General features: G+C 61.7%; 15 protein-coding genes, 1 tRNA gene and 1 pseudogene. 12 read left to right on the forward strand and 5 right to left on the reverse strand.

What is annotated here, in order from left to right:
- Positions 1–332 precede the first annotated feature (332 nt).
- The 3 genes from P0Y65_07780 (at position 333) to P0Y65_07790 (ending at position 3,421) form a co-directional block, all read left to right on the forward strand.
- Positions 333–417 (forward strand) — tRNA-Leu (locus P0Y65_07780).
- A 46-nt stretch (positions 418–463) separates the two neighbouring features.
- Positions 464–1,843 carry a trigger factor gene (tig, locus tag P0Y65_07785; GenBank protein ID WEK06142.1) on the forward strand — a complete coding sequence of 460 codons (1,380 nt, stop codon included), beginning with the start codon at positions 464–466 and terminating at the stop codon, positions 1,841–1,843.
- 105 nt (positions 1,844–1,948) lie between these two features.
- Entirely contained in the window at positions 1,949–3,421 is a 1,473-nt protein-coding gene (locus tag P0Y65_07790) for an NAD(P)H-hydrate epimerase (protein WEK06143.1), read from the forward strand.
- Here P0Y65_07790 and P0Y65_07795 read toward each other — a convergent pair.
- The gene (locus P0Y65_07795) at positions 3,418–4,674 is read right to left on the reverse strand and encodes a cytochrome P450 (protein ID WEK06144.1); all 1,257 of its coding nucleotides are present in this window, start codon (positions 4,672–4,674) and stop codon (positions 3,418–3,420) included. The two genes, P0Y65_07790 and P0Y65_07795, sit on opposite strands and share 4 nt — an antisense overlap.
- Before the next feature lie 147 nt (positions 4,675–4,821).
- Between P0Y65_07795 and P0Y65_07800 the strand changes: the two genes are divergently transcribed.
- The 5 genes and pseudogenes from P0Y65_07800 to clpX all read left to right on the forward strand — a co-directional run bounded on the left by P0Y65_07800 (position 4,822) and on the right by clpX (position 7,852).
- Positions 4,822–5,052 carry a DUF6290 family protein gene (locus P0Y65_07800; protein WEK06145.1) on the forward strand — a complete coding sequence of 77 codons (231 nt, stop codon included), beginning with the start codon at positions 4,822–4,824 and terminating at the stop codon, positions 5,050–5,052.
- Positions 5,053–5,060: 8 nt separating this feature from the next.
- Positions 5,061–5,162: pseudogene (locus tag P0Y65_07805) on the forward strand (type II toxin-antitoxin system RelE/ParE family toxin).
- Positions 5,163–5,268: 106 nt separating this feature from the next.
- Positions 5,269–5,502 carry a hypothetical protein gene (locus P0Y65_07810; GenBank protein ID WEK06146.1) on the forward strand — a complete coding sequence of 78 codons (234 nt, stop codon included), beginning with the start codon at positions 5,269–5,271 and terminating at the stop codon, positions 5,500–5,502.
- A 270-nt stretch (positions 5,503–5,772) separates the two neighbouring features.
- Entirely contained in the window at positions 5,773–6,402 is a 630-nt protein-coding gene (locus P0Y65_07815) for an ATP-dependent Clp protease proteolytic subunit (protein ID WEK06147.1), read from the forward strand.
- Positions 6,403–6,574: 172 nt separating this feature from the next.
- Positions 6,575–7,852, forward strand: a complete 1,278-nt coding sequence (clpX, locus tag P0Y65_07820) for an ATP-dependent Clp protease ATP-binding subunit ClpX (protein WEK06148.1) — start codon at positions 6,575–6,577, stop codon at positions 7,850–7,852.
- Between the two features lie 287 nt (positions 7,853–8,139).
- Here clpX and P0Y65_07825 read toward each other — a convergent pair whose 3' ends face one another.
- Positions 8,140–9,216 carry a citrate synthase/methylcitrate synthase gene (locus P0Y65_07825; protein ID WEK06149.1) on the reverse strand — a complete coding sequence of 359 codons (1,077 nt, stop codon included), beginning with the start codon at positions 9,214–9,216 and terminating at the stop codon, positions 8,140–8,142.
- Positions 9,217–9,294: 78 nt separating this feature from the next.
- Here P0Y65_07825 and P0Y65_07830 point away from each other — a divergent pair, with 78 nt between their 5' ends.
- Entirely contained in the window at positions 9,295–10,410 is a 1,116-nt protein-coding gene (locus P0Y65_07830) for a citrate synthase (GenBank protein WEK06754.1), read from the forward strand.
- Here P0Y65_07830 and P0Y65_07835 read toward each other — a convergent pair.
- A complete protein-coding gene (locus P0Y65_07835; protein WEK06150.1) occupies positions 10,395–10,793 on the reverse strand; it encodes an ester cyclase in 399 nt (132 codons plus the stop codon). The two genes, P0Y65_07830 and P0Y65_07835, sit on opposite strands and share 16 nt — an antisense overlap.
- The gene (rocF, locus tag P0Y65_07840) at positions 10,790–11,764 is read right to left on the reverse strand and encodes an arginase (protein WEK06151.1); all 975 of its coding nucleotides are present in this window, start codon (positions 11,762–11,764) and stop codon (positions 10,790–10,792) included. Before rocF ends, P0Y65_07835 begins: the two co-directional genes overlap by 4 nt.
- A gap of 305 nt (positions 11,765–12,069) precedes the next feature.
- On the opposite strand from rocF, the gene lon reads away from it, so the two are divergent.
- Both lon and P0Y65_07850 read left to right on the forward strand, forming a co-directional pair.
- Positions 12,070–14,502, forward strand: coding sequence for an endopeptidase La (gene lon, locus P0Y65_07845; protein ID WEK06152.1), 2,433 nt, complete (start codon positions 12,070–12,072; stop codon positions 14,500–14,502).
- A gap of 713 nt (positions 14,503–15,215) precedes the next feature.
- Positions 15,216–15,596: a hypothetical protein gene (locus P0Y65_07850; protein ID WEK06153.1), complete on the forward strand. Its 381-nt coding sequence runs from the start codon at positions 15,216–15,218 to the stop codon at positions 15,594–15,596.
- A 100-nt stretch (positions 15,597–15,696) separates the two neighbouring features.
- On the opposite strand, the gene P0Y65_07855 is transcribed toward P0Y65_07850, so the two are convergent.
- On the reverse strand, positions 15,697–16,341 hold the full coding sequence (locus P0Y65_07855; GenBank protein WEK06154.1) for a TetR/AcrR family transcriptional regulator C-terminal domain-containing protein: 645 nt from the start codon (positions 16,339–16,341) through the stop codon (positions 15,697–15,699).
- 93 nt (positions 16,342–16,434) lie between these two features.
- Between P0Y65_07855 and tet the strand changes: the two genes are divergently transcribed.
- Positions 16,435–17,619: a Tet(A)/Tet(B)/Tet(C) family tetracycline efflux MFS transporter gene (gene tet, locus P0Y65_07860; protein WEK06155.1), complete on the forward strand. Its 1,185-nt coding sequence runs from the start codon at positions 16,435–16,437 to the stop codon at positions 17,617–17,619.
- Positions 17,620–17,709 lie beyond the last annotated feature (90 nt).

Genomic DNA, 17,709 nt, shown 5'->3' on the forward strand with positions numbered 1-17,709 from the left:
TCCAAGTGCCTCTTTCGGCGGATACCGCACACCCGTATGCATGGTCTGTGCCAGCATGCCAGAATGGCGAAAAGCGCTTTATGTTGAGCAGGTTATGTCTTTGATGCTGGACAATATCGACCAGCTTCCGGGTGAGATGTGTTCAAAATGTAGTCGATCTGCACAAATGTTGAGCAGCAACTGGTGTGATCCTGGGGCAGCAAAACAGAAAATGGCGCAAAAGTCGCCACTCTTTGTGGCTGTAGCAATCACCGCAAATCGCCAAGCAAGGCTTTGACGGGCTTTCCATCTTCATATAGATGCATCGCCAACCCGGCCAACGGGTCCTTTTTGCGGGTGTGGCGGAACTGGTAGACGCACTGGATTTAGGTTCCAGCGCCGCAAGGCGTGGAGGTTCGAGTCCTCTCACCCGCACCAATCAGGACCAGGCCCTTCGAGAACAATGATTACGGGACAAAACCCAATGCAGGTTACCGAGACCCTCAATGAAGGCCTGAAGCGCAAGCTGAGCGTCACCATTCCGGCCACCGACCTCAACACGCGCCTCAACGCCAAGCTCGAAGAGCTCAAGGGCCAGGCCAACATCAAGGGCTTCCGTCCCGGCAAGGTGCCGCTGGCCCACATCAAGAAGATGTTCGGCCGCTCGGCCATGTCCGAAGTGATGACCGACGCGATCAACTCGACCGTCTCCGATACGCTCGACGAGCGCAAGGAACGCGCCGCTGCGCAGCCCAAGGTCGATCTGCCGCAGGATCAGGCCGTGATCAACGAAGTCCTCGACGGCAATGCCGACCTGGCCTTTGAAGTCGAATATGAAGTGCTGCCGCCCGTCGCGCTGATGAACCTTGATGGCATCAAGCTCAACAAGCCGGTGATCGACATCACCGACGAAGAACTCGATGCCGAAGTGGGCCGCGTCTTCTCGCAGAACCGCGGCTACACCGACAAGGGTGACGGCGGCGTTGTCGAAAACGGCGATCGCCTCGGCCTGTCGTTTGTCGGCAAGATCGACGGCGTTGCCTTCGATGGCGGCACCTCCGACCACGCTCACCTGACCGTTGGCTCGAACGAATTCATCCCCGGCTTCGAAGAGCAGCTAGTTGGCATGAAGAAGGGCGAGACGCGCGAGATCGACGTCACCTTCCCGGCCGACTACCAGAGCGAAGAACTGGCCGGCAAGGCCGCCAAGTTCGAAGTTACGATCCTCCATGTCGACGGTCCGAACACCGGCGAGCTGAACGACGAATTCGCCCAGCGCCTCGGCGTTGAAAACGTGGAAGCCCTCCGTGGTGCCGTCAAGACCCAGATGGAAGCTGCGCTCGATTCGATGAGCCGTCAGCATGTGAAGCGTCAGATTCTTGATGCGCTTGATGAAGGCCACAAGTTCGACGTGCCAGCTCAGCTGGTCGAAGCCGAGTTCAACACCATCTGGCAGCGCGTCGTCCACGAAGTGGAAAGCCACGGCCGGTCCTTCGAAGCCGAAGGCACCACCGAGGAAGCCGCGCGCGAACAGTATTCCAAGATCGCCGAGCGCCGCGTGCGCCTGGGCCTGGTCGTTGCCGAAATCGGCAACCAGAACGAGGTCAATGTCACCGAGGAAGAGCACCAGCAGGCGCTCATCGCCGAAGTGCGTCGCTTCCCCGGCCAGGAACAGCAGGTCTACGACTATTACCGCAAGAACCCCCAGGCCCTGGCTGGCCTGCGTGCTCCGGTGTTCGAGAACAAGGTCGTCGACTTCGTCGCCGGCAAGGGCGAAATCACCGACAAGAAGATGACCCGTCAGGAACTGGCCAAGCTGATCCAGGCCGACGAAGACGAAGTACCGGAAGAGCACCACCACTAAAGTGTTGCACCGCTGAATTAAAAGCCGCCCAGAAATGGGCGGCTTTTTTGCTTTATGGATCTGATGCGCCTATCTCTCTGACAGCCCGACCAACAGGATATTTTCATGACCATCGCCCAGACCGACATCCTGCTCACGCCGCGCGAAATGGCGCAGGCCGATCGGCTGGCGGTCGAGGCCGGTGCGCGCTCGCTCACGCTGATGGAGGCGGCCGGCAAGGCCGTGGCTGAGGCGATCATCGAGCGCTACTACCAGCGCTCGGTGCTGGTGCTGTGTGGGCCGGGCAATAACGGTGGCGATGGCTTTGTCATCGCCCGGCTGCTCAAGCAGAAAGGTTGGCCGGTGCAACTGCGACTGATCGGCGACAGGAGCGCACTCAAGGGCGATGCGGCAGCCATGGCCGAGCTCTGGACCGGTCGCATCGAGGGGCCGACCGAAAAGGACATCGAGAACGCTGACCTCGTGGTCGATGCGCTGCTGGGAGCTGGATTGGACCGGGACGTCGAGGGTGACTTTGCCGCCATCATCGAGGCGGTCAATGCTTCGAACCGCCCGGTTGTGAGCGTTGATGTGCCCAGCGGCATCGATGGTGCCACCGGCGCCATTCGGTCGACGGCCATGATCGCCGATATGACTGTGACTTTCTTCCGCCTCAAGCCCGGCCATCTGCTGCAGCCCGGCCGCGACCGCTGTGGCGAGGTCGTGCTGGCCGATATCGGCATTCCCGATGCGGTGCTCGACACGATCGCTCCCAAGGCCTGGCAGAATACCCAGAGCCTCTGGTCGGTGCCAGTCGCCGACAATGAGGGCAACAAGTTCCATCGCGGTCATGTCGTCGTGGTTTCGGGTGGGCCACTACAGACTGGCGCCGCACGCCTTGCCGCCATGGGAGCATTTCGCGTCGGGGCAGGGCTGGTGTCACTGACCGGCAGCGAGGATGCGCTCCTGGTCCACGCCAATCATGTCACCGCGGTCATGCTCAAGCCTGCAGGCGACATCGCAGCGCTCAGCGAGCTTTTGTCGGACAAGCGGATCAACGCCGTGGTCATCGGCCCGGCGGTTGGTGTGGGCCCGGAAACGCGCGACAAGGTGCTCGCAGTCCTGGCCTCTGGTGCCGCCACGGTGCTGGATGCCGACGCCATCACCAGCTTTGCCGACGATGCCAGCACGCTGTTCGATGCCATCAAGTCCAGCGAGCGTCCAGTCGTGCTGACACCCCATGAGGGTGAGTTTCAGCGCCTCTTCGCTGATGTGCCCGGCGGCAAGCTCGACAAGGCGCGCGCCGCGGCCGAGCATTCCGGCGCCATCATCATCCTCAAGGGCAGCGATACTGTCATCGCCAGCCCAGACGGCCGCGCGGCCATCAATGCCAATGCCCCCGCCTGGCTCGGCACCGCCGGTTCGGGCGACGTGCTGGCCGGCATGACGGCCGGATTGATGGGGCAGAGCATGGAGGGTTGGGAAGCTGCCTGTGCCGCCGTCTGGCTGCATGCGGAAGCCGCCAACCGCTTCGGCGGGCCGGGCCTCATCAGCGAAGACCTGCCACTGCTCGTGCCCGGGGTGCTGGCCAGTCTCTAGTCCCAACGGACCATGAGTTTTTCCAGCCCATGGAAGTGATAGACATTGTTGTAGCGCGGCGGCTCGGCCAGGCGGAGCCTCGGTAGCCGACGAAACAGGGTGCTGAAGGCGACCTGCAGCTCGATCCGCGCCAGCGGCGCGCCGATGCAGAAATGGATGCCGGCGCCAAAGCTGACATTGGCACCGTCGGTGCGGGAGGGATCAAAGCGATTGGCATCGGCAAAGCGCTGCGGATCGCGATTGGCCGCGCCCAGCATCAGCCCGATGACATCGCCCTTGCGCAGGTTGATGCCGTTATACTCCAGGTCGCTCAGCGCATAGCGCGTGAACATATGCAGCGGCGCATCGAAGCGCAGGCATTCCTCTACCGTGGCCTCGGTTTGCTCAGGCGTGGCAAAAAGCGTAACCGGATCGATACCGCTTTCGAGAATGCTCTTCACCCCATTGCCGGTGGTGTGGACCGTTGCCTCGTGCCCGGCATTGAGCAGCAGGATGGCGGTCGACATCACCTCCTCGTCGCTCAGCACATCGCCACCCCGATCCGAGGTCAGCATGTGGCTCAGCAGGTCCTCGCGCGGCTGCCGGCGGCGTTCGCGGATCGAATCCCCGATGAAGTCCATGAAATCCTGCGACGCCTGGTTGGCGTCGTGCTCGGTTTCGGTACTGACGCCGAACATATACATGGCCACCATGCGGTTCGACCATGCCAGCAGCTGCGGCGCGCTTTCCGCCGGCAATCCGATCATTTCGGCAATGATGATGGCCGGGATCGGCGCCGCAAAGGCCCTGATCAGGTCGACCGTGTCCTCGCCTTCGAAGCCATCGATCATCTCGTTGGCCAGTTTTTCGATGCGCGGCCGCAACTGTTCAACATGGCGGGATACGAAGGCCCGGTTCACCAGCGTCCGCAGCCGTGTATGGGCCGGCGGCTCGAGATTGAGCAGCGAATGCTTTTCGGTCAGGTCGAAGGCCGTGGTATGCGCCTTGGGCTCGGGCATGCCCAGTTCCTCGCGCGTCGCGACATGGAGGATCTCCCGGCCAAACCGTTTGTCGCGGAGCAGGGCGCTGACATCCCTGAAACCGGCAAAACACCAGTGGCCATACTGGTCCCAAAAGAAAGCAGGATCTTCGGCATGAAGCCGATCATAGAAGGCGTAAGGATCCTGATAGAAAGCCGGATCGCGAGGCTCGGCGCTGACCCGGCGTTGCGGCGGAACGTCGGTAATCGGCTTGATCTGAAGAATGGCGCCCATGAAGTTTGTTCCGAAAGGATTGCTGCTGCTCAAGCTTACGAGGCAGCTGGCAGAACGCAATGGCACTTCATCGGTCCGGTGCGGAACAGCTAGGATTGCTGCCGAAATCCCCGTATATTGCGGGCATTGCCGCCTTGGGACGTCGCCATGACCAAGCACACCTTGCAATTGCCGGATGGCCTGTTCGATTATCTGACCACTGTTGCCGCCGAAGCTGGCCAGTCGCCCGACGAACTCATCCTGGCGGCCATCGAGCAGCATCTCGAAGACGTCTCCGACCTGCGTGCCATCGCCGAATACGAGAAACAAAAGGCCGATGGCACCCTGGTGACGATCCCGTTTGATGAAGTGAAGCGTCGCCTTGGCCTGGACGATTGAGCTGTCCGCGGCTGCGGATCGGCGACTATCGGCTGATCTGCGATATTCAGGACGGCAAGCTGGTGGTGCTCGTGCTCGAAATCGGCCACCGCAGCGACGTTTATCGCTAGATCGAAATGGGTGCCTGTCCGCGAATCTGACGGAAAGGGTTGGCAAGCGCGCATCAATGATGTCTTGAAGGCAGTCAAACTCTAGACTCGCATGCGGAGCCTTCTCATGAGCGACCTGACCCTGGCCCAGGCCACCGACAATATCTACGCCTCGATCAAGAACAACAACGAGGACATCGACCTCCATATCGCCGCGCTGAAGGCCGCCATGGCCCGCGATGGCGTCAAGGAGGCCGTGTTCGAGCCGTCCAAGCTGGCCCAGTCCAACCGGCAGGGCCGCAAGATCATGCAGTCCTATTTCAAGAAAAAGGGCGTCTCTGTCGGCTTCGCCACCGAGTAGCGCCCCTGTCCAAGTGCGGGTGCTGACGGAAAGGATAAAATCCCCGACATTCACCCTTCCGTCACATGACGTGCTTCCGCTATTGAAGCCTGCCGCATTGCCGCCTATCTGTGGCTTTACCCGCTCTTAAGGCGGGATGGGCTGGTATCGAGACCGGTCGATTCGACATTCGGCATGATCCCCGGACCCCCGATGTCCGAGTTCGGGAAGGGATCGTGTTTTCAAGCAAGGCCGGCCAGGTCCGCCACAGGCACGGCAAAGGGGCATCATATGCGGGATCCGCACGATATCTATATGAACACGCTTGTTCCCATGGTTGTGGAACAGTCCAACCGCGGCGAGCGTGCCTTCGACATCTATTCGCGCCTGCTGCGCGAGCGCATCATCTTCGTCACCGGCGTGGTCGAAGACAACATGGCTTCGCTCATCGTGGCGCAGCTGCTGTTTCTCGAATCGGAAAATCCGAAGAAGGAAATCGCGCTCTACATCAATTCGCCCGGCGGCGTGGTGACGGCAGGTTTGTCAATCTATGACACCATGCAGTTCATCCGTCCGGCCGTGGCCACCATGGTCATGGGCCAGGCTGCATCCATGGGTTCGCTGCTGCTCGCTGCTGGCGAAGCCGGCATGCGCACCTCGCTGCCGAACTCGCGCATCATGGTCCACCAGCCTTCCGGCGGCTATCAGGGTCAGGTCACCGATATCCTGATTCATGCCAAGGAAGTCGAGGGCTTGAAGCGTCGTCTTAATCAGATTTATGAGAAACACACCGGCCGTACCTACGAGGAAATCGAGCGTGCCCTCGAGCGCGACAATTTCCTGTCGCCGGAAGAGGCCAAGACCTTTGGCATCATCGACAGCGTGATGGAAAAGCGCGCGGTTCCGGATGTTCAGGCCTGATTTGGCAGCGTTAAGCACAATGCCGATGCGCCGTGGACTGTGATCCCAACGCAATTGCTTCAAGCCGGATCGGTCTTTAGGATCGGTTCGGCTTAGACTTTCTTTAGGCTCGGGCGTTACGGTTTTCGATAATGCCTGGTTTTGGGGGCGCTCTGCTCCCGGGAGTGACTGGATGTCCAAAGAGACAACGAACGGCGAAACCTCCAAGAACACGCTTTACTGCTCGTTCTGCGGTAAATCGCAACACGAGGTTCGCAAGCTGATCGCCGGTCCGACCGTGTTCATCTGTGATGAATGCGTCGAGCTGTGCATGGACATCATCCGCGAAGAGAACAAGACCTCCATGGTCAAGTCCTCCGATGGCGTGCCGACACCTGCAGAAATCTGCAAGGTGCTCGACGACTACGTCATTGGTCAGTTCCGCGCCAAGCGCGTGCTCTCCGTGGCTGTCCACAACCACTACAAGCGCCTGCACCATTCCACCAAGAACCAGGACATCGAGCTTTCCAAGTCGAACATCCTGCTGATTGGTCCGACCGGTTCAGGCAAGACCCTGCTGGCCCAGACGCTGGCCCGAATTCTCGATGTGCCCTTCACCATGGCCGATGCGACCACGCTGACCGAAGCCGGCTATGTCGGCGAGGACGTGGAAAACATTATCCTCAAGCTCCTGCAGGCCGCCGACTACAATGTCGAGAAGGCCCAGCGCGGCATCGTCTATATCGACGAAGTCGACAAGATTTCCCGCAAGTCCGACAACCCGTCGATCACCCGTGACGTGTCGGGCGAAGGCGTGCAGCAGGCCTTGCTCAAGATCATGGAAGGCACTGTCGCTTCCGTGCCGCCCCAGGGTGGCCGCAAGCATCCGCAGCAGGAATTCCTGCAGGTGGACACGACCAATATCCTGTTCATCTGCGGCGGCGCCTTTGCTGGCCTCGAAAAGATCATCTCGGCCCGCGGTGAAGGTTCGGGCATTGGCTTTGCCGCCACCGTCAAGGATCCCAACGATCGCCGCGTCGGCCAGATCCTGGCAGACGTTGCGCCGGAAGACCTGGTGCGCTTCGGCCTGATCCCGGAATTCATCGGTCGCCTGCCTGTGCTGGCGACGCTGGAAGACCTGGATATTGCTGCGCTGATCGAGATCCTGACCTCGCCAAAGAACGCCCTGGTGCGCCAGTACCAGCGCCTGTTCCAGATGGAAGAGGTCGAGCTGACCTTCCACGAGGACGCGCTCAAGGCGATCGCCGAGAAGGCCATCGAACGCAAGACCGGTGCCCGTGGCCTGCGTTCCATCATGGAAGGCATCCTGCTCGACACCATGTACGACCTCCCCTCGCTCGAAGGCGTCGAGGAAGTGGTGATCAGCGAAGAAGTGGTGAAGGGCAAGGACGTCCGTCCGCTCTACATCTATTCCGAGCGCAAGAAGGACGAAGAGCCGGCATCGGCTTGAGTCTTTCGGAAGATCAATTGAAAACGCCGGGCGAGAGCCCGGCGTTTTTGTTTGTGTGTCAGTGTCTATGGTCGTGGTCGCTCTAGTTTCATCTCGTGCTGGATCTTCACACGCTCGATGTCTTCCCGGCCTTGAGCCGGGACCCATCCCGAGATGCTGGTCTTGCCGCAAGGTCGTTGCGCTACGTCAGCGCTACCTTGCGGCTGTGGCGTGATCTCAGGATCGGCGCTGGCTCAAGGCCGGGGTGACACCGTGGGTGTGGAGCGATTGGTGTGCCGCCGACATCATCAAGCCGCATCCCTAACCTTCGGCCCGACATAGATAGACATCGGCCGGATAAGCCGCCCGGTTTCTGCCTGTTCCCGCGCGTGGGCAATCCAGCCCGTCACTCGTCCCATGGCGAAGATGCAGGTGAAAGCTTCGCGGGGGAAGCCAAGCGCTTCCAGCAGCAGCGCCGTATAGAATTCGACATTGGTTTCCAGCACTCGGTCAGGCTTGCGGGCGCGCAATTCCGCCAGTGCTGCAGTTTCGATCGCTTCAGCCAGTGCCAGGCGAGCCGGGTCGATCGCGCCGGCCCGGGTCAGCAGGGCGACCGCGCTCTTGAGCGCATCGGCACGCGGGTCGCGCACGCGATAGACGCGATGACCAAAGCCCATCAGGCGCTCGCCGCTGTCCAGCGTGTCGTTGATCCATTGCTGCGCCCGGTCGGGCGTTCCGACGGCATCGAGCATGTCGAGCACCGGGCCGGGCGCGCCGCCGTGCAGCGGGCCCTTGAGGGCGCTGAGGGCAGCCAGCACAGATGACGCCAATCCCGCCTGGGTCGAGGCAACCACACGGGCAGCAAAGGTCGAGGCGTTGAGGCCGTGGTCGGCTACGGTCACCAGATAGCGGTTGAGGGCCGCTTCCTGTTCGGCGGTCGGGGCTTTGCCATGCAGCATGCGCAGTGCGTCGCCCGCTTGGGACAGGCCTGTGTCCGGCGCGATGGGCGCTAGGCCTTGGCGTTGCCGTAGAATGGCGGGGGTGAAGACGCCGGGTGCTGCGAGGAGGCGCAGGGCGGTCTGCGCCTCTTGGCCATCGCCCAAGCGTGCCAATAGGGCCCGCAAAGCGTCTACGGGTGGCAGCACCGTCAGGTCACCGGCTGAGGCAATGGTCGCAAACACATCCTGTCGTGCCGTGCCGAGCGCCGCCTGCAGGTCATCTGGCAGCGTCAGGAAGCCCTCGAGCAGGAGTGCGGCCACATCCTCGAAGGTCGACCGGGCCAGGTCGTCCAGCGACACGCCGCGCATGATCAGCCGACCATTGGTGCCATCCACGTCTGACAGCACGGTTTCTGCCGCCACTACATCTTCGAGACCACTCTTCATTGCACACTCCTGCACTTGTCGAAAGGCAGGGTAGGCGTGCTAATATTGACGTCAATCTTGATCAATTGGATCAATGTCATGGACTGGCTCACCGCATCGGAAGCATTGGCGCTGCTCGGCACGCAGCCCCAGACGCTCTATGCCAATGTCAGTCGCGGTCGCATCAAGGCGCGTCCCGATCCGGCCGACAGTCGCCGCAGTCTCTATCGCGGTGAGGACGTGCGGCGTCTGGCGCAACGCGGTATGGGGCGTCGCAAGCAGGAGACCATCGCCAGCGAGGCCATGCATTGGGGTGAACCGGTTCTGCCCACTGCCATTTCGACAATACGCGACGGCAGGCTGATCTATCGCGGCCGGGACGCGGGTGAGTTGTCAAAGGCTGCCACCCTGGAAGATGCGGCGGCGCTGCTCTGGCGCGCCGAGGTCGATTTGCCACCGGTCCAAGCAGACGGGCAGGGGTTCGCTGCCGTCTTTGGTAGTCTCGCGGAGCAAGCGAGCCGCGCGCCGGCGGCGTCGCGTTTCGCCAGTCGCCTTGTCAGTGATGCGAACCACATCTTTGCGACGGTCGCCGGTCATCTGGCTAGTGGCGATGTAAGTGAGCCCCTCCATCTCCGGCTGGCCAGTCACTGGCAGCGCCCCGATGCGGCCGATGGCATCCGCCGGGCACTGGTGCTGCTGGCGGATCACGAACTCAACGCCTCGACTTTTTCCGCCCGCGTCACCGTCTCGACCGGCGCCTCGCTATGGTCCGGAGCGCTGGCCGGTCTTGCGACCTTGCGCGGACCGCGGCATGGCCTGGCTTCGCCACAGGTGGCGGCGCTGGCTCTGGACATCGGCGAGGCCGAAGCGAGCGCTGAAGACGCCTTGCGCGACTGGCTGGGGGAAGGGCGCTCCCTGCCGGGCATGGGCCATCGCCTCTATCCCGATGGCGACATCCGCTGCCGGGCGCTGCTGAATGCCTTCGATCTGCCGCCTGACTTCGCTGCCTACTGCGACGCGGCCCGCAGCATTTCCGGCGATGAACCAAACATCGACCTCGCCCTTGCGGCCATGGCATCGCGCTTTGATCTGCCGGTCGACTCCGGCATCACCCTGTTCGCCCTGGCGCGGACTGTCGGCTGGTTGGCGCATATGATGGAACAGGTAACGTCAGGCGAACCGATCCGCCCCCGGGCCCGCTACACCGGGCCCTGAAGCTGTGCCTTGATTGCGGCGATGTCGATGATCGACCAGACGCTTTCGATCCTCTCGTCGACCAATTGGTAGAACACATTCTCGGCAAAGCGGACGCGCTGACCATTGACCGGCAGGCCCAGGAATTCGCCCTTTGGCCGGCAGTCGAAGAGCAGCCGGGCTGCAATCCTCTGCGGGTCGCTGACCAGCAGATCGATAGCGAATCGCAGGTCGGGAATCATCCGATAGTCGTTTTCGAGCATCTCCCGATAGCCAGACAGGCCAATGCGGCGTCCGTTGTGCTGAACGTTCTCATGCACGAAGTGTCCAAGCTGCGCCCAGTCCTTCAGGTTGAGGCAGTCGATATAGCCGCGATAGAGCGTGGCCAGCGCCTCGGGGGTCACGGCAGGTCGTCCTCGGTGACGAATTCCACCGGTCCGGCCTCTTCGCCCATCACCGAACGCCCGAAAAGGCTGGCCACCAGATCGACCAGCAGCGTGGCGCTGGTGCCGCCGTGATCGAGGAAAGGATTGAGCTCCACCACGTCGAGCGAGCCGACCAGCCCGCTGTCATGCAGCATTTCCATGATCAGATGCGCCTCGCGATAGCTCAGCCCGCCCGGCACCAGCGTGCCGCCGCCCGGCGCGATAGAGGGGTCCATGGCATCGACATCCAGACTCACATGCAGGTGCCCGCCAGCTTCCTTGACCCGCGCCAGCACATTGCGCATCAGCGCCACGACGCCGGTCTCATCGATCCTGCGCATATCGAGCACTTCCACGCCGCGCGCATTGAGCAGTTTCCGCTCCTCGCGATCGACCGATCGTGCGCCGATGATGGTCACGCGCTTGGGCGAAATCGGCCCCAGCCATTCGCCCTGATACTCGTCGTCAAAGCCCGGCTCGCCGCAGAGCAGCGCCAGCGGCATGCCATGCAGGTTCCCGCTGGGCGACGTCGCCGGCGTGTTGAAATCGGCATGCGCGTCGATCCACAGCACGAACACCGGTTTCTTCGCCGCCTCGCAATGCCGCGCCACGGCCGAGACCGTCCCCATGGCAATGGAATGGTCGCCACCGAGAAACACCGGAAAATGCCCATCCTTGAGTATCGAAAATCCTTGGTCGCTGATCCGTGCCGCCAGGTCCAGCACATCGGCCCGCCGCTCGTCCGGCAGACGCTGGCTCGCCGGCGAGGTGCCGAGCGGGGGCTGCGGCCGGCGCAAATCGCCGTGATCCACCACCTCGTGCTCCAGCTCGATCAGGGCTTCGGCAAGGCCCGCCACCCGCAGGGCCTCCGGTCCCATGCCGCAACCGCGCACCGAGGCGCCGGCGGCCGTAGCAATTCCGATCAGGTCGATGCGGCGGGGCTTGGTCATGCGTCTCTCCGGAGGTTGGTAACAGTCATGCCGCTTCGCGCGGCCAGAACAAGGCGTGCTCGATCAGTTGTGAACAGGTGTGGTTACATCCGCCTTGCAGCCAAGGCACAGCAATGTTTCCGGGCGTTTCGCATATCTCCTGTGCGGAAGAGGTTTAACCATGACAATTCCGCGTAGGTTGACTTGTGTGGCGCATAGGCGGACCTATTTATTAACCGGAATCAGCGCAGCCTTTACGACTGTAGCTGTCTAGACGGGCGCGCTACCCATCTCCTTCCCACCGCGCGCCCCGGAAAGGATACGAGATGACGGACGTCACCCCCGCCACTGGCGATGCAAGCCGGGACAGGGTTTACCCAGTTCTCCCCCTGCGTGATATCGTCGTTTTCCCCGGCATGATCGTTCCGCTGTTTGTCGGACGCGAGAAGTCGGTCAAGGCGCTTGAAGAAGTCATGCGCGACGACAAGCATATTCTTGTGGTGACGCAGAAGAATGCGCAGGACGATGATCCGGCTCCGGATCAGATCTATGCCACGGGCACCATCGCCACCGTTCTGCAGCTGCTCAAGCTGCCCGACGGCACCGTCAAGGTGCTGGTGGAAGGCCTGCATCGCGCCACCATCGATCGCTATCTGCAGACCGTGGATTATTTCGAGGCCGAAGCCTCCATCCTCCCCGAACCGGAAGAGGACGCGACCGAACTAGAGGCCCTGGCCCGTTCGGCCACCACCGAGTTCGAGAGCTATGTGAAGCTCAACAAGAAGATCTCGGCCGAGGTCGTGGCTGCCGTCGGGCAGATCGAAAACCACAGTAAGCTCGCCGATACCATTGCCAGCCACCTCGTGATCAAGATCAACGAGAAGGAAGACCTGCTCTCGACCCTGTCGGTCGCCGAGCGCTTCCAGAAGATCCTGGGCCTGATGGAAGGCGAGATCGGTGTGCTGCAGGTGGAAAAGCGCATCCGCAGCCGCGTCAAGCGGCAGATGGAAAAGACGCAGCGCGAGTACTACCTCAACGAGCAGATGAAGGCGATCCAGAAGGAACTGGGCGACGGCGAAGAGGGCTCCAACGAGATCGCAGAGATCGAGGAGCGCATCGCCAAGACCCGGCTTTCCAAGGAAGCCAAGCTCAAGGCCGAGGGCGAGCTGAAAAAGCTCAAGTCCATGAGCCCGATGTCGGCTGAAGCCACCGTCGTGCGTAACTATCTCGATACGCTTCTGGGCCTGCCCTGGGGTAAGAAGAGCAAGGTCAAGCGTGACCTGGTCCTCGCCGAAAAGGTGCTGGACGAGGATCACTATGGCCTTGAGAAGGTCAAGGAACGCATCCTCGAGTATCTGGCGGTGCAGGGCCGCACCGGCACGCTGCGCGGGCCGATCCTCTGCCTCGTTGGTCCTCCGGGGGTCGGCAAGACCTCGCTGGGCAAGTCCATCGCCAAGGCGACCGGCCGCGAATTCGTGCGCATGGCGCTCGGCGGCGTGCGTGACGAAGCCGAGATCCGTGGCCACCGCCGCACCTATATCGGCTCCATGCCCGGCAAGGTGATCCAGTCGCTCAAGAAGGTCGGTAAGTCCAACCCGCTGTTCCTCCTCGACGAGATCGACAAGATGGGCCAGGACTTCCGCGGCGATCCGTCGTCGGCTCTCCTGGAAGTGCTCGATCCGGAACAGAACAACACGTTTGCCGATCACTATCTCGAAGTGGATTATGATCTCAGCGACGTGATGTTCGTGACCACCTCGAACACGCTCAACATCCCGGGCCCGCTGATGGACCGCATGGAGATCATCCGCCTCTCGGGTTACACCGAGCAGGAGAAGCATGCGATCGCCAAGCAGCACCTGATCCCCGAGACGCTCAAGGAAAACGGCCTCGCCCATGGCGAGTTCGAACTCTCCGACGAGATGCTGACCTTCCTCATCCAGCGCTATACGCGTGAGGCTGGCGTCCGCAATCTCAAGCGCGAGATCGGCAAGCTGATGCGCAAGGCCGTGACCGAGATCGTCAAGACCAAGGTCAAGTCGGTCACCATCGACGAAGAGAAGCTCACCAAGTTCCTCGGCGCCGATATCTACAAGCATGGCGAGATCGAAGCCGAATCCCAGGTTGGCCTCGTAACGGGTCTGGCCTGGACCTCGGTGGGTGGCGAGCTGCTGACCATTGAAGGCGTGATGACGCCGGGCAAGGGCCGCATGACGGTCACCGGCAACATCAAGGAAGTGATGAAGGAATCGCTGACCGCGGCCACGGCCTATGTCCGTTCGCGTTCGATCGACTTCGGCATCAAGCCGCCGATGTTCGACACGCGCGACATCCACGTCCATCTGCCCGAAGGCGCCACCCCCAAGGATGGTCCGTCGGCTGGTATCGGGCTGGCCACCGCCATCGTTTCGGTGATGACCGGCGTTGCTGTGCGCAATGACGTCGCCATGACCGGCGAGATCACGCTGCGGGGCAGGGTGCTGCCCATCGGCGGCCTCAAGGAGAAGCTGCTCGCAGCGCTCCGCGGCGGTATCAAGACCGTGCTGATCCCGGAAGAGAATGTCCGCGATCTCGCCGAGATCCCGGATATCGTCAAGGAAGGCATGGAGATCGTCCCGGTTTCCCGCATGGATCAGGTCATCGAGCGCGCCTTGGTGCGTACGCCCGAGCCGATCGAGTGGAATTTTGACGAGACGCCGGCTGCCGTGTCGACCACCGTTGACGCCGGCGAAGACGCTGCTACCGGCCTGCCGCACTAAGCGGATCAGCGCCGAATAATCAGACGGCGGCCCTCTCGGGCCGCCGTTTTTGTTTGTCTGACAAAGTGTTATCTCGGGCCAAAGCCTGTTTCTGGAAAAGTTTCACGGTTTGCCATGCCTGCCGTGCAGAGCTTGGATGCAAAGCCGGTTTCGGGGATTTCCAGCCGCTTTTTGCTTCGCAAGGACGCCGCAACAACCTCCTTGGGCAAAAATGCACGGGTAAGACAAATGCCCAGCACGCCCCCGGGAACCCGTTGCAGCAGGCCTGACAGTGTCAACGTCAGGGGAGCTGCTCAAGCTTGACGCAAGCTTGCGTCGCGAGAGATTTAGTTCAATCGATTCAATCAGATGCCTGTGAGCATCACGGGCTTTCGACCTTGATTGTGGTCATCGCCGATACGTCCAGGCGTAGGCGAACGATGCCTGACCTGGCCTGAAACAGGAATGCCCGGCTATCCTGTCAGCGTGAACGGCTCGTTACCGTGATCACCCACGACTCAAGATGATTTGCTGGTTAATTCGCGTAAACCAAAGCAATCTGGTCGAGATGACAAATAGAAATCGGCAAACTAGATCAGCGCTCAGTTCCGGGGCGCCGAGCCAGCAAGCAATGCACTCCCTGATTTAGCAAAATCCGTCCGGCAATTATCGCCATCAAAGATCATCACGAATGGTCGCGATGAATCGCGTCCTCATGGAAAGAAGAAACCCAAATGCGTCTCCGCTCTGCTCTCGCCGCTGCTCTTGCCACCACCGTCCTCGCCGTCGCGCCTGCTGCTTTCGCCACCACTTTCCCGGCCAATCCGGCCATTCAGGAAGTCAGCGCCGATGCCGACATCGCCCTGTGGTGCGCTTCAACCTATGTCGTGGTCTCGCAGATGGGTGGACTGGATGACGCTGCGTCGGCGACAGCCAACGCCTTTGCCGATGTGGCCTTCGGCAAGGCCAATCGTATCCTGGTGGCCGACGGAATTGCCGAGAGCGAGCATGACCGCCTGATCAGCTACTATATCGAAGAAGCCATCCATGGGGTGACCGGCCAGCTCCCCGAGCTGCGCTACAATGATCAGGTCTGCCACGGTCTGGTTTCCTGATCACGTCAGCACTGAAGTTGAACGGCGGCCATCCGGCCGCCGTATGTATTGAAGATGTCACTGCAGGCGGTCCGTTGGACCGCCTTTTCGCTCGCGCAGATCAGTGACTGAGACGGCCGAGGCTCGCGCGCATGCCGTCCACCAGAAAGCGCAGGCCAGTTTCGAAGGCGCGTTCGGTGTTGATCGTACCCTCGCTTACCAGCGAGATGACCGCGGATGCCATCAGCGGGTAGGGCTCTAGTTCCGCCCTTAGGTTGCCCGGGGCCTCGCCGGCCTCTTCGGCCTCGCGGGCGCGTTCTCCCTGTTCCTCCAGCACATAGCCGACCACATAGCGCGCCACGGCCATGGCGACATGGAGGGCTTCCTGCGGCGTGAAGCCGGCATCGACATAGAGCTGGAGCTGCTTTTCCGTATCGGCAAAGTCAGCAACGGTTGGCCGTGTTCCTGCCGTCAGCCTGGCGCCATCGCGCACCGCGAGCAGGGCCCGGCGCTGGCTGCGAGCCGAAGCCAGGGTGAATTCTGCCCAGTCCTGGCTGGGCGAGGGCAGGCGGTCGACATAGTGGCGTTTCAACATTTCGGCATTGAGGGCGTCCAGCAGCGCCGACTTGTTCTTGAAATGCCAGTAGAGCGCCGGCTGCTGCACGCCCAGCCGTTCCGCCAACTTGCGCGTCGACAGCTTGTCTATGCCCACTTCGTCGAGCAGCAGCATCGCCTCGTCGATGATGCGGTCGCGGTCAATCGCCATCGTCAGATTCCTTCTTGACTTATCACTGATAAAGTAGCTTATCGCCGATAAGTGAAATTTATCACCGATAAAGTTCTAGTCGGACATCGCATCATGAACAAGGCCCTCCTCGTCATTCTCGCAACTGTAGCCCTCGACGCCATCGGCGGCGGGCTGATCTTCCCCATTCTGCCGGACCTGTTGGCTGAGCTTTCGGCCGGCGGCGACTTCGCTATTCTCTTTGGCGCGCTGCTGGCCAGCTACGCGGTCATGCAGTTCGTCTTCTCGCCGGTTCTGGGCGCGCTCAGCGATCGCTTTGGCCGCCGCCCCGTGCTGCTGCTCTCGCTGGCCGGTACTATGATCGACTATCTGGTCATGGCCTTCGCGCCCTACGGCTGGATGCTCGTGCTCGGTCGTGCCATGGCGGGCATCACCAGCGCCAACATGGCCGTCGCCAGCGCTTATATCACCGACATCACCCCGGCCGATCAGCGCGCACAGCGCTTTGGCCTGCTCGGCGCCGTGATGAGCACCGGCTTTATCATTGGCCCGGTGATCGGCGGCGTCATGGGTGCCTGGTGGCTGCGCTCGCCCTTCCTCGTTGCGGCCCTCTTCAATGGGCTCAACCTGCTGCTGGCGCTCTTTGTCCTGCCTGAAAGCCGCAAGCCGAGCGACAGCAAGTTTGATTTCAAGGAGCTCAATCCGCTGCTGCCGCTGATCTGGCTTTGGAACTTCAAGCCGCTGCTGCCGCTGGTCCTTGTCTCGATCGTCTTCGGTCTCGTGGCGGCCGTGCCCGGCACGATCTGGGTGCTCTATGGCGCCCAGCGCTTTGGCTGGGATTCGGTCCACATGGGTCTGTCCTTTGCCGTCTTCGGCATCAGCGGTGCCCTGGCCCAGGCCTTCCTTGTTGGTCCGTTGACCCGCCGTTTCGGCGATTTCGAAACGCTGATGATCGGCGTCGCCTTCGACACGGTCGCCTATGTCCTCATGGGCTTGGCCACCCAAAGCTGGATGGGTTACGCTATTGCGCCGCTCTTTGCCCTGGGTGGCGTGGCCATGCCGGCACTGCAGTCACTCCTGACAAGCCGGGTCAGCGACGAGCAGCAGGGTCAGTTGCAGGGCGTGCTGGCCAGCCTGATGAGCCTTGCCGGCATTGTCGGCCCGATCCTCACCACGGCGCTGTTCTTCACCACCAGAGATATCTGGATCGGCACCACCTGGATTGTCGGCGCCGCGCTCTACCTGCTGGTCTGCCCGTTGTTTCTGACGGTAAAGAGCGCGCAGCCCGTCGCTGCCTGAGAGGCGAGGGGGCTGCTGCCAGTGCCTGTCAGCAGCGCTCTTGTAACAGGCCGGTGACCGGATAGATTGCCTGCCCGGCCTGCAGGAGCC

The organism is Candidatus Devosia phytovorans, assembly GCA_029202405.1.
Taxonomy (GTDB): Bacteria; Pseudomonadota; Alphaproteobacteria; order Rhizobiales; family Devosiaceae; genus Devosia; species Devosia phytovorans.

Coding starts and splice junctions, on each gene's coding strand:
- tig (WEK06142.1), top strand. CDS start 464: ATGCAGGTTACCGAGACCCTCAATGAAGGCCTGAAGCGCAAGCTGAGC.
- P0Y65_07790 (WEK06143.1), top strand. CDS start 1,949: ATGACCATCGCCCAGACCGACATCCTGCTCACGCCGCGCGAAATGGCG.
- P0Y65_07795 (WEK06144.1), bottom strand. CDS start 4,674: ATGGGCGCCATTCTTCAGATCAAGCCGATTACCGACGTTCCGCCGCAA.
- P0Y65_07800 (WEK06145.1), top strand. CDS start 4,822: ATGACCAAGCACACCTTGCAATTGCCGGATGGCCTGTTCGATTATCTG.
- P0Y65_07810 (WEK06146.1), top strand. CDS start 5,269: ATGAGCGACCTGACCCTGGCCCAGGCCACCGACAATATCTACGCCTCG.
- P0Y65_07815 (WEK06147.1), top strand. CDS start 5,773: ATGCGGGATCCGCACGATATCTATATGAACACGCTTGTTCCCATGGTT.
- clpX (WEK06148.1), top strand. CDS start 6,575: ATGTCCAAAGAGACAACGAACGGCGAAACCTCCAAGAACACGCTTTAC.
- P0Y65_07825 (WEK06149.1), bottom strand. CDS start 9,216: ATGAAGAGTGGTCTCGAAGATGTAGTGGCGGCAGAAACCGTGCTGTCA.
- P0Y65_07830 (WEK06754.1), top strand. CDS start 9,295: ATGGACTGGCTCACCGCATCGGAAGCATTGGCGCTGCTCGGCACGCAG.
- rocF (WEK06151.1), bottom strand. CDS start 11,764: ATGACCAAGCCCCGCCGCATCGACCTGATCGGAATTGCTACGGCCGCC.
- lon (WEK06152.1), top strand. CDS start 12,070: ATGACGGACGTCACCCCCGCCACTGGCGATGCAAGCCGGGACAGGGTT.
- P0Y65_07850 (WEK06153.1), top strand. CDS start 15,216: ATGCGTCTCCGCTCTGCTCTCGCCGCTGCTCTTGCCACCACCGTCCTC.
- P0Y65_07855 (WEK06154.1), bottom strand. CDS start 16,341: ATGGCGATTGACCGCGACCGCATCATCGACGAGGCGATGCTGCTGCTC.
- tet (WEK06155.1), top strand. CDS start 16,435: ATGAACAAGGCCCTCCTCGTCATTCTCGCAACTGTAGCCCTCGACGCC.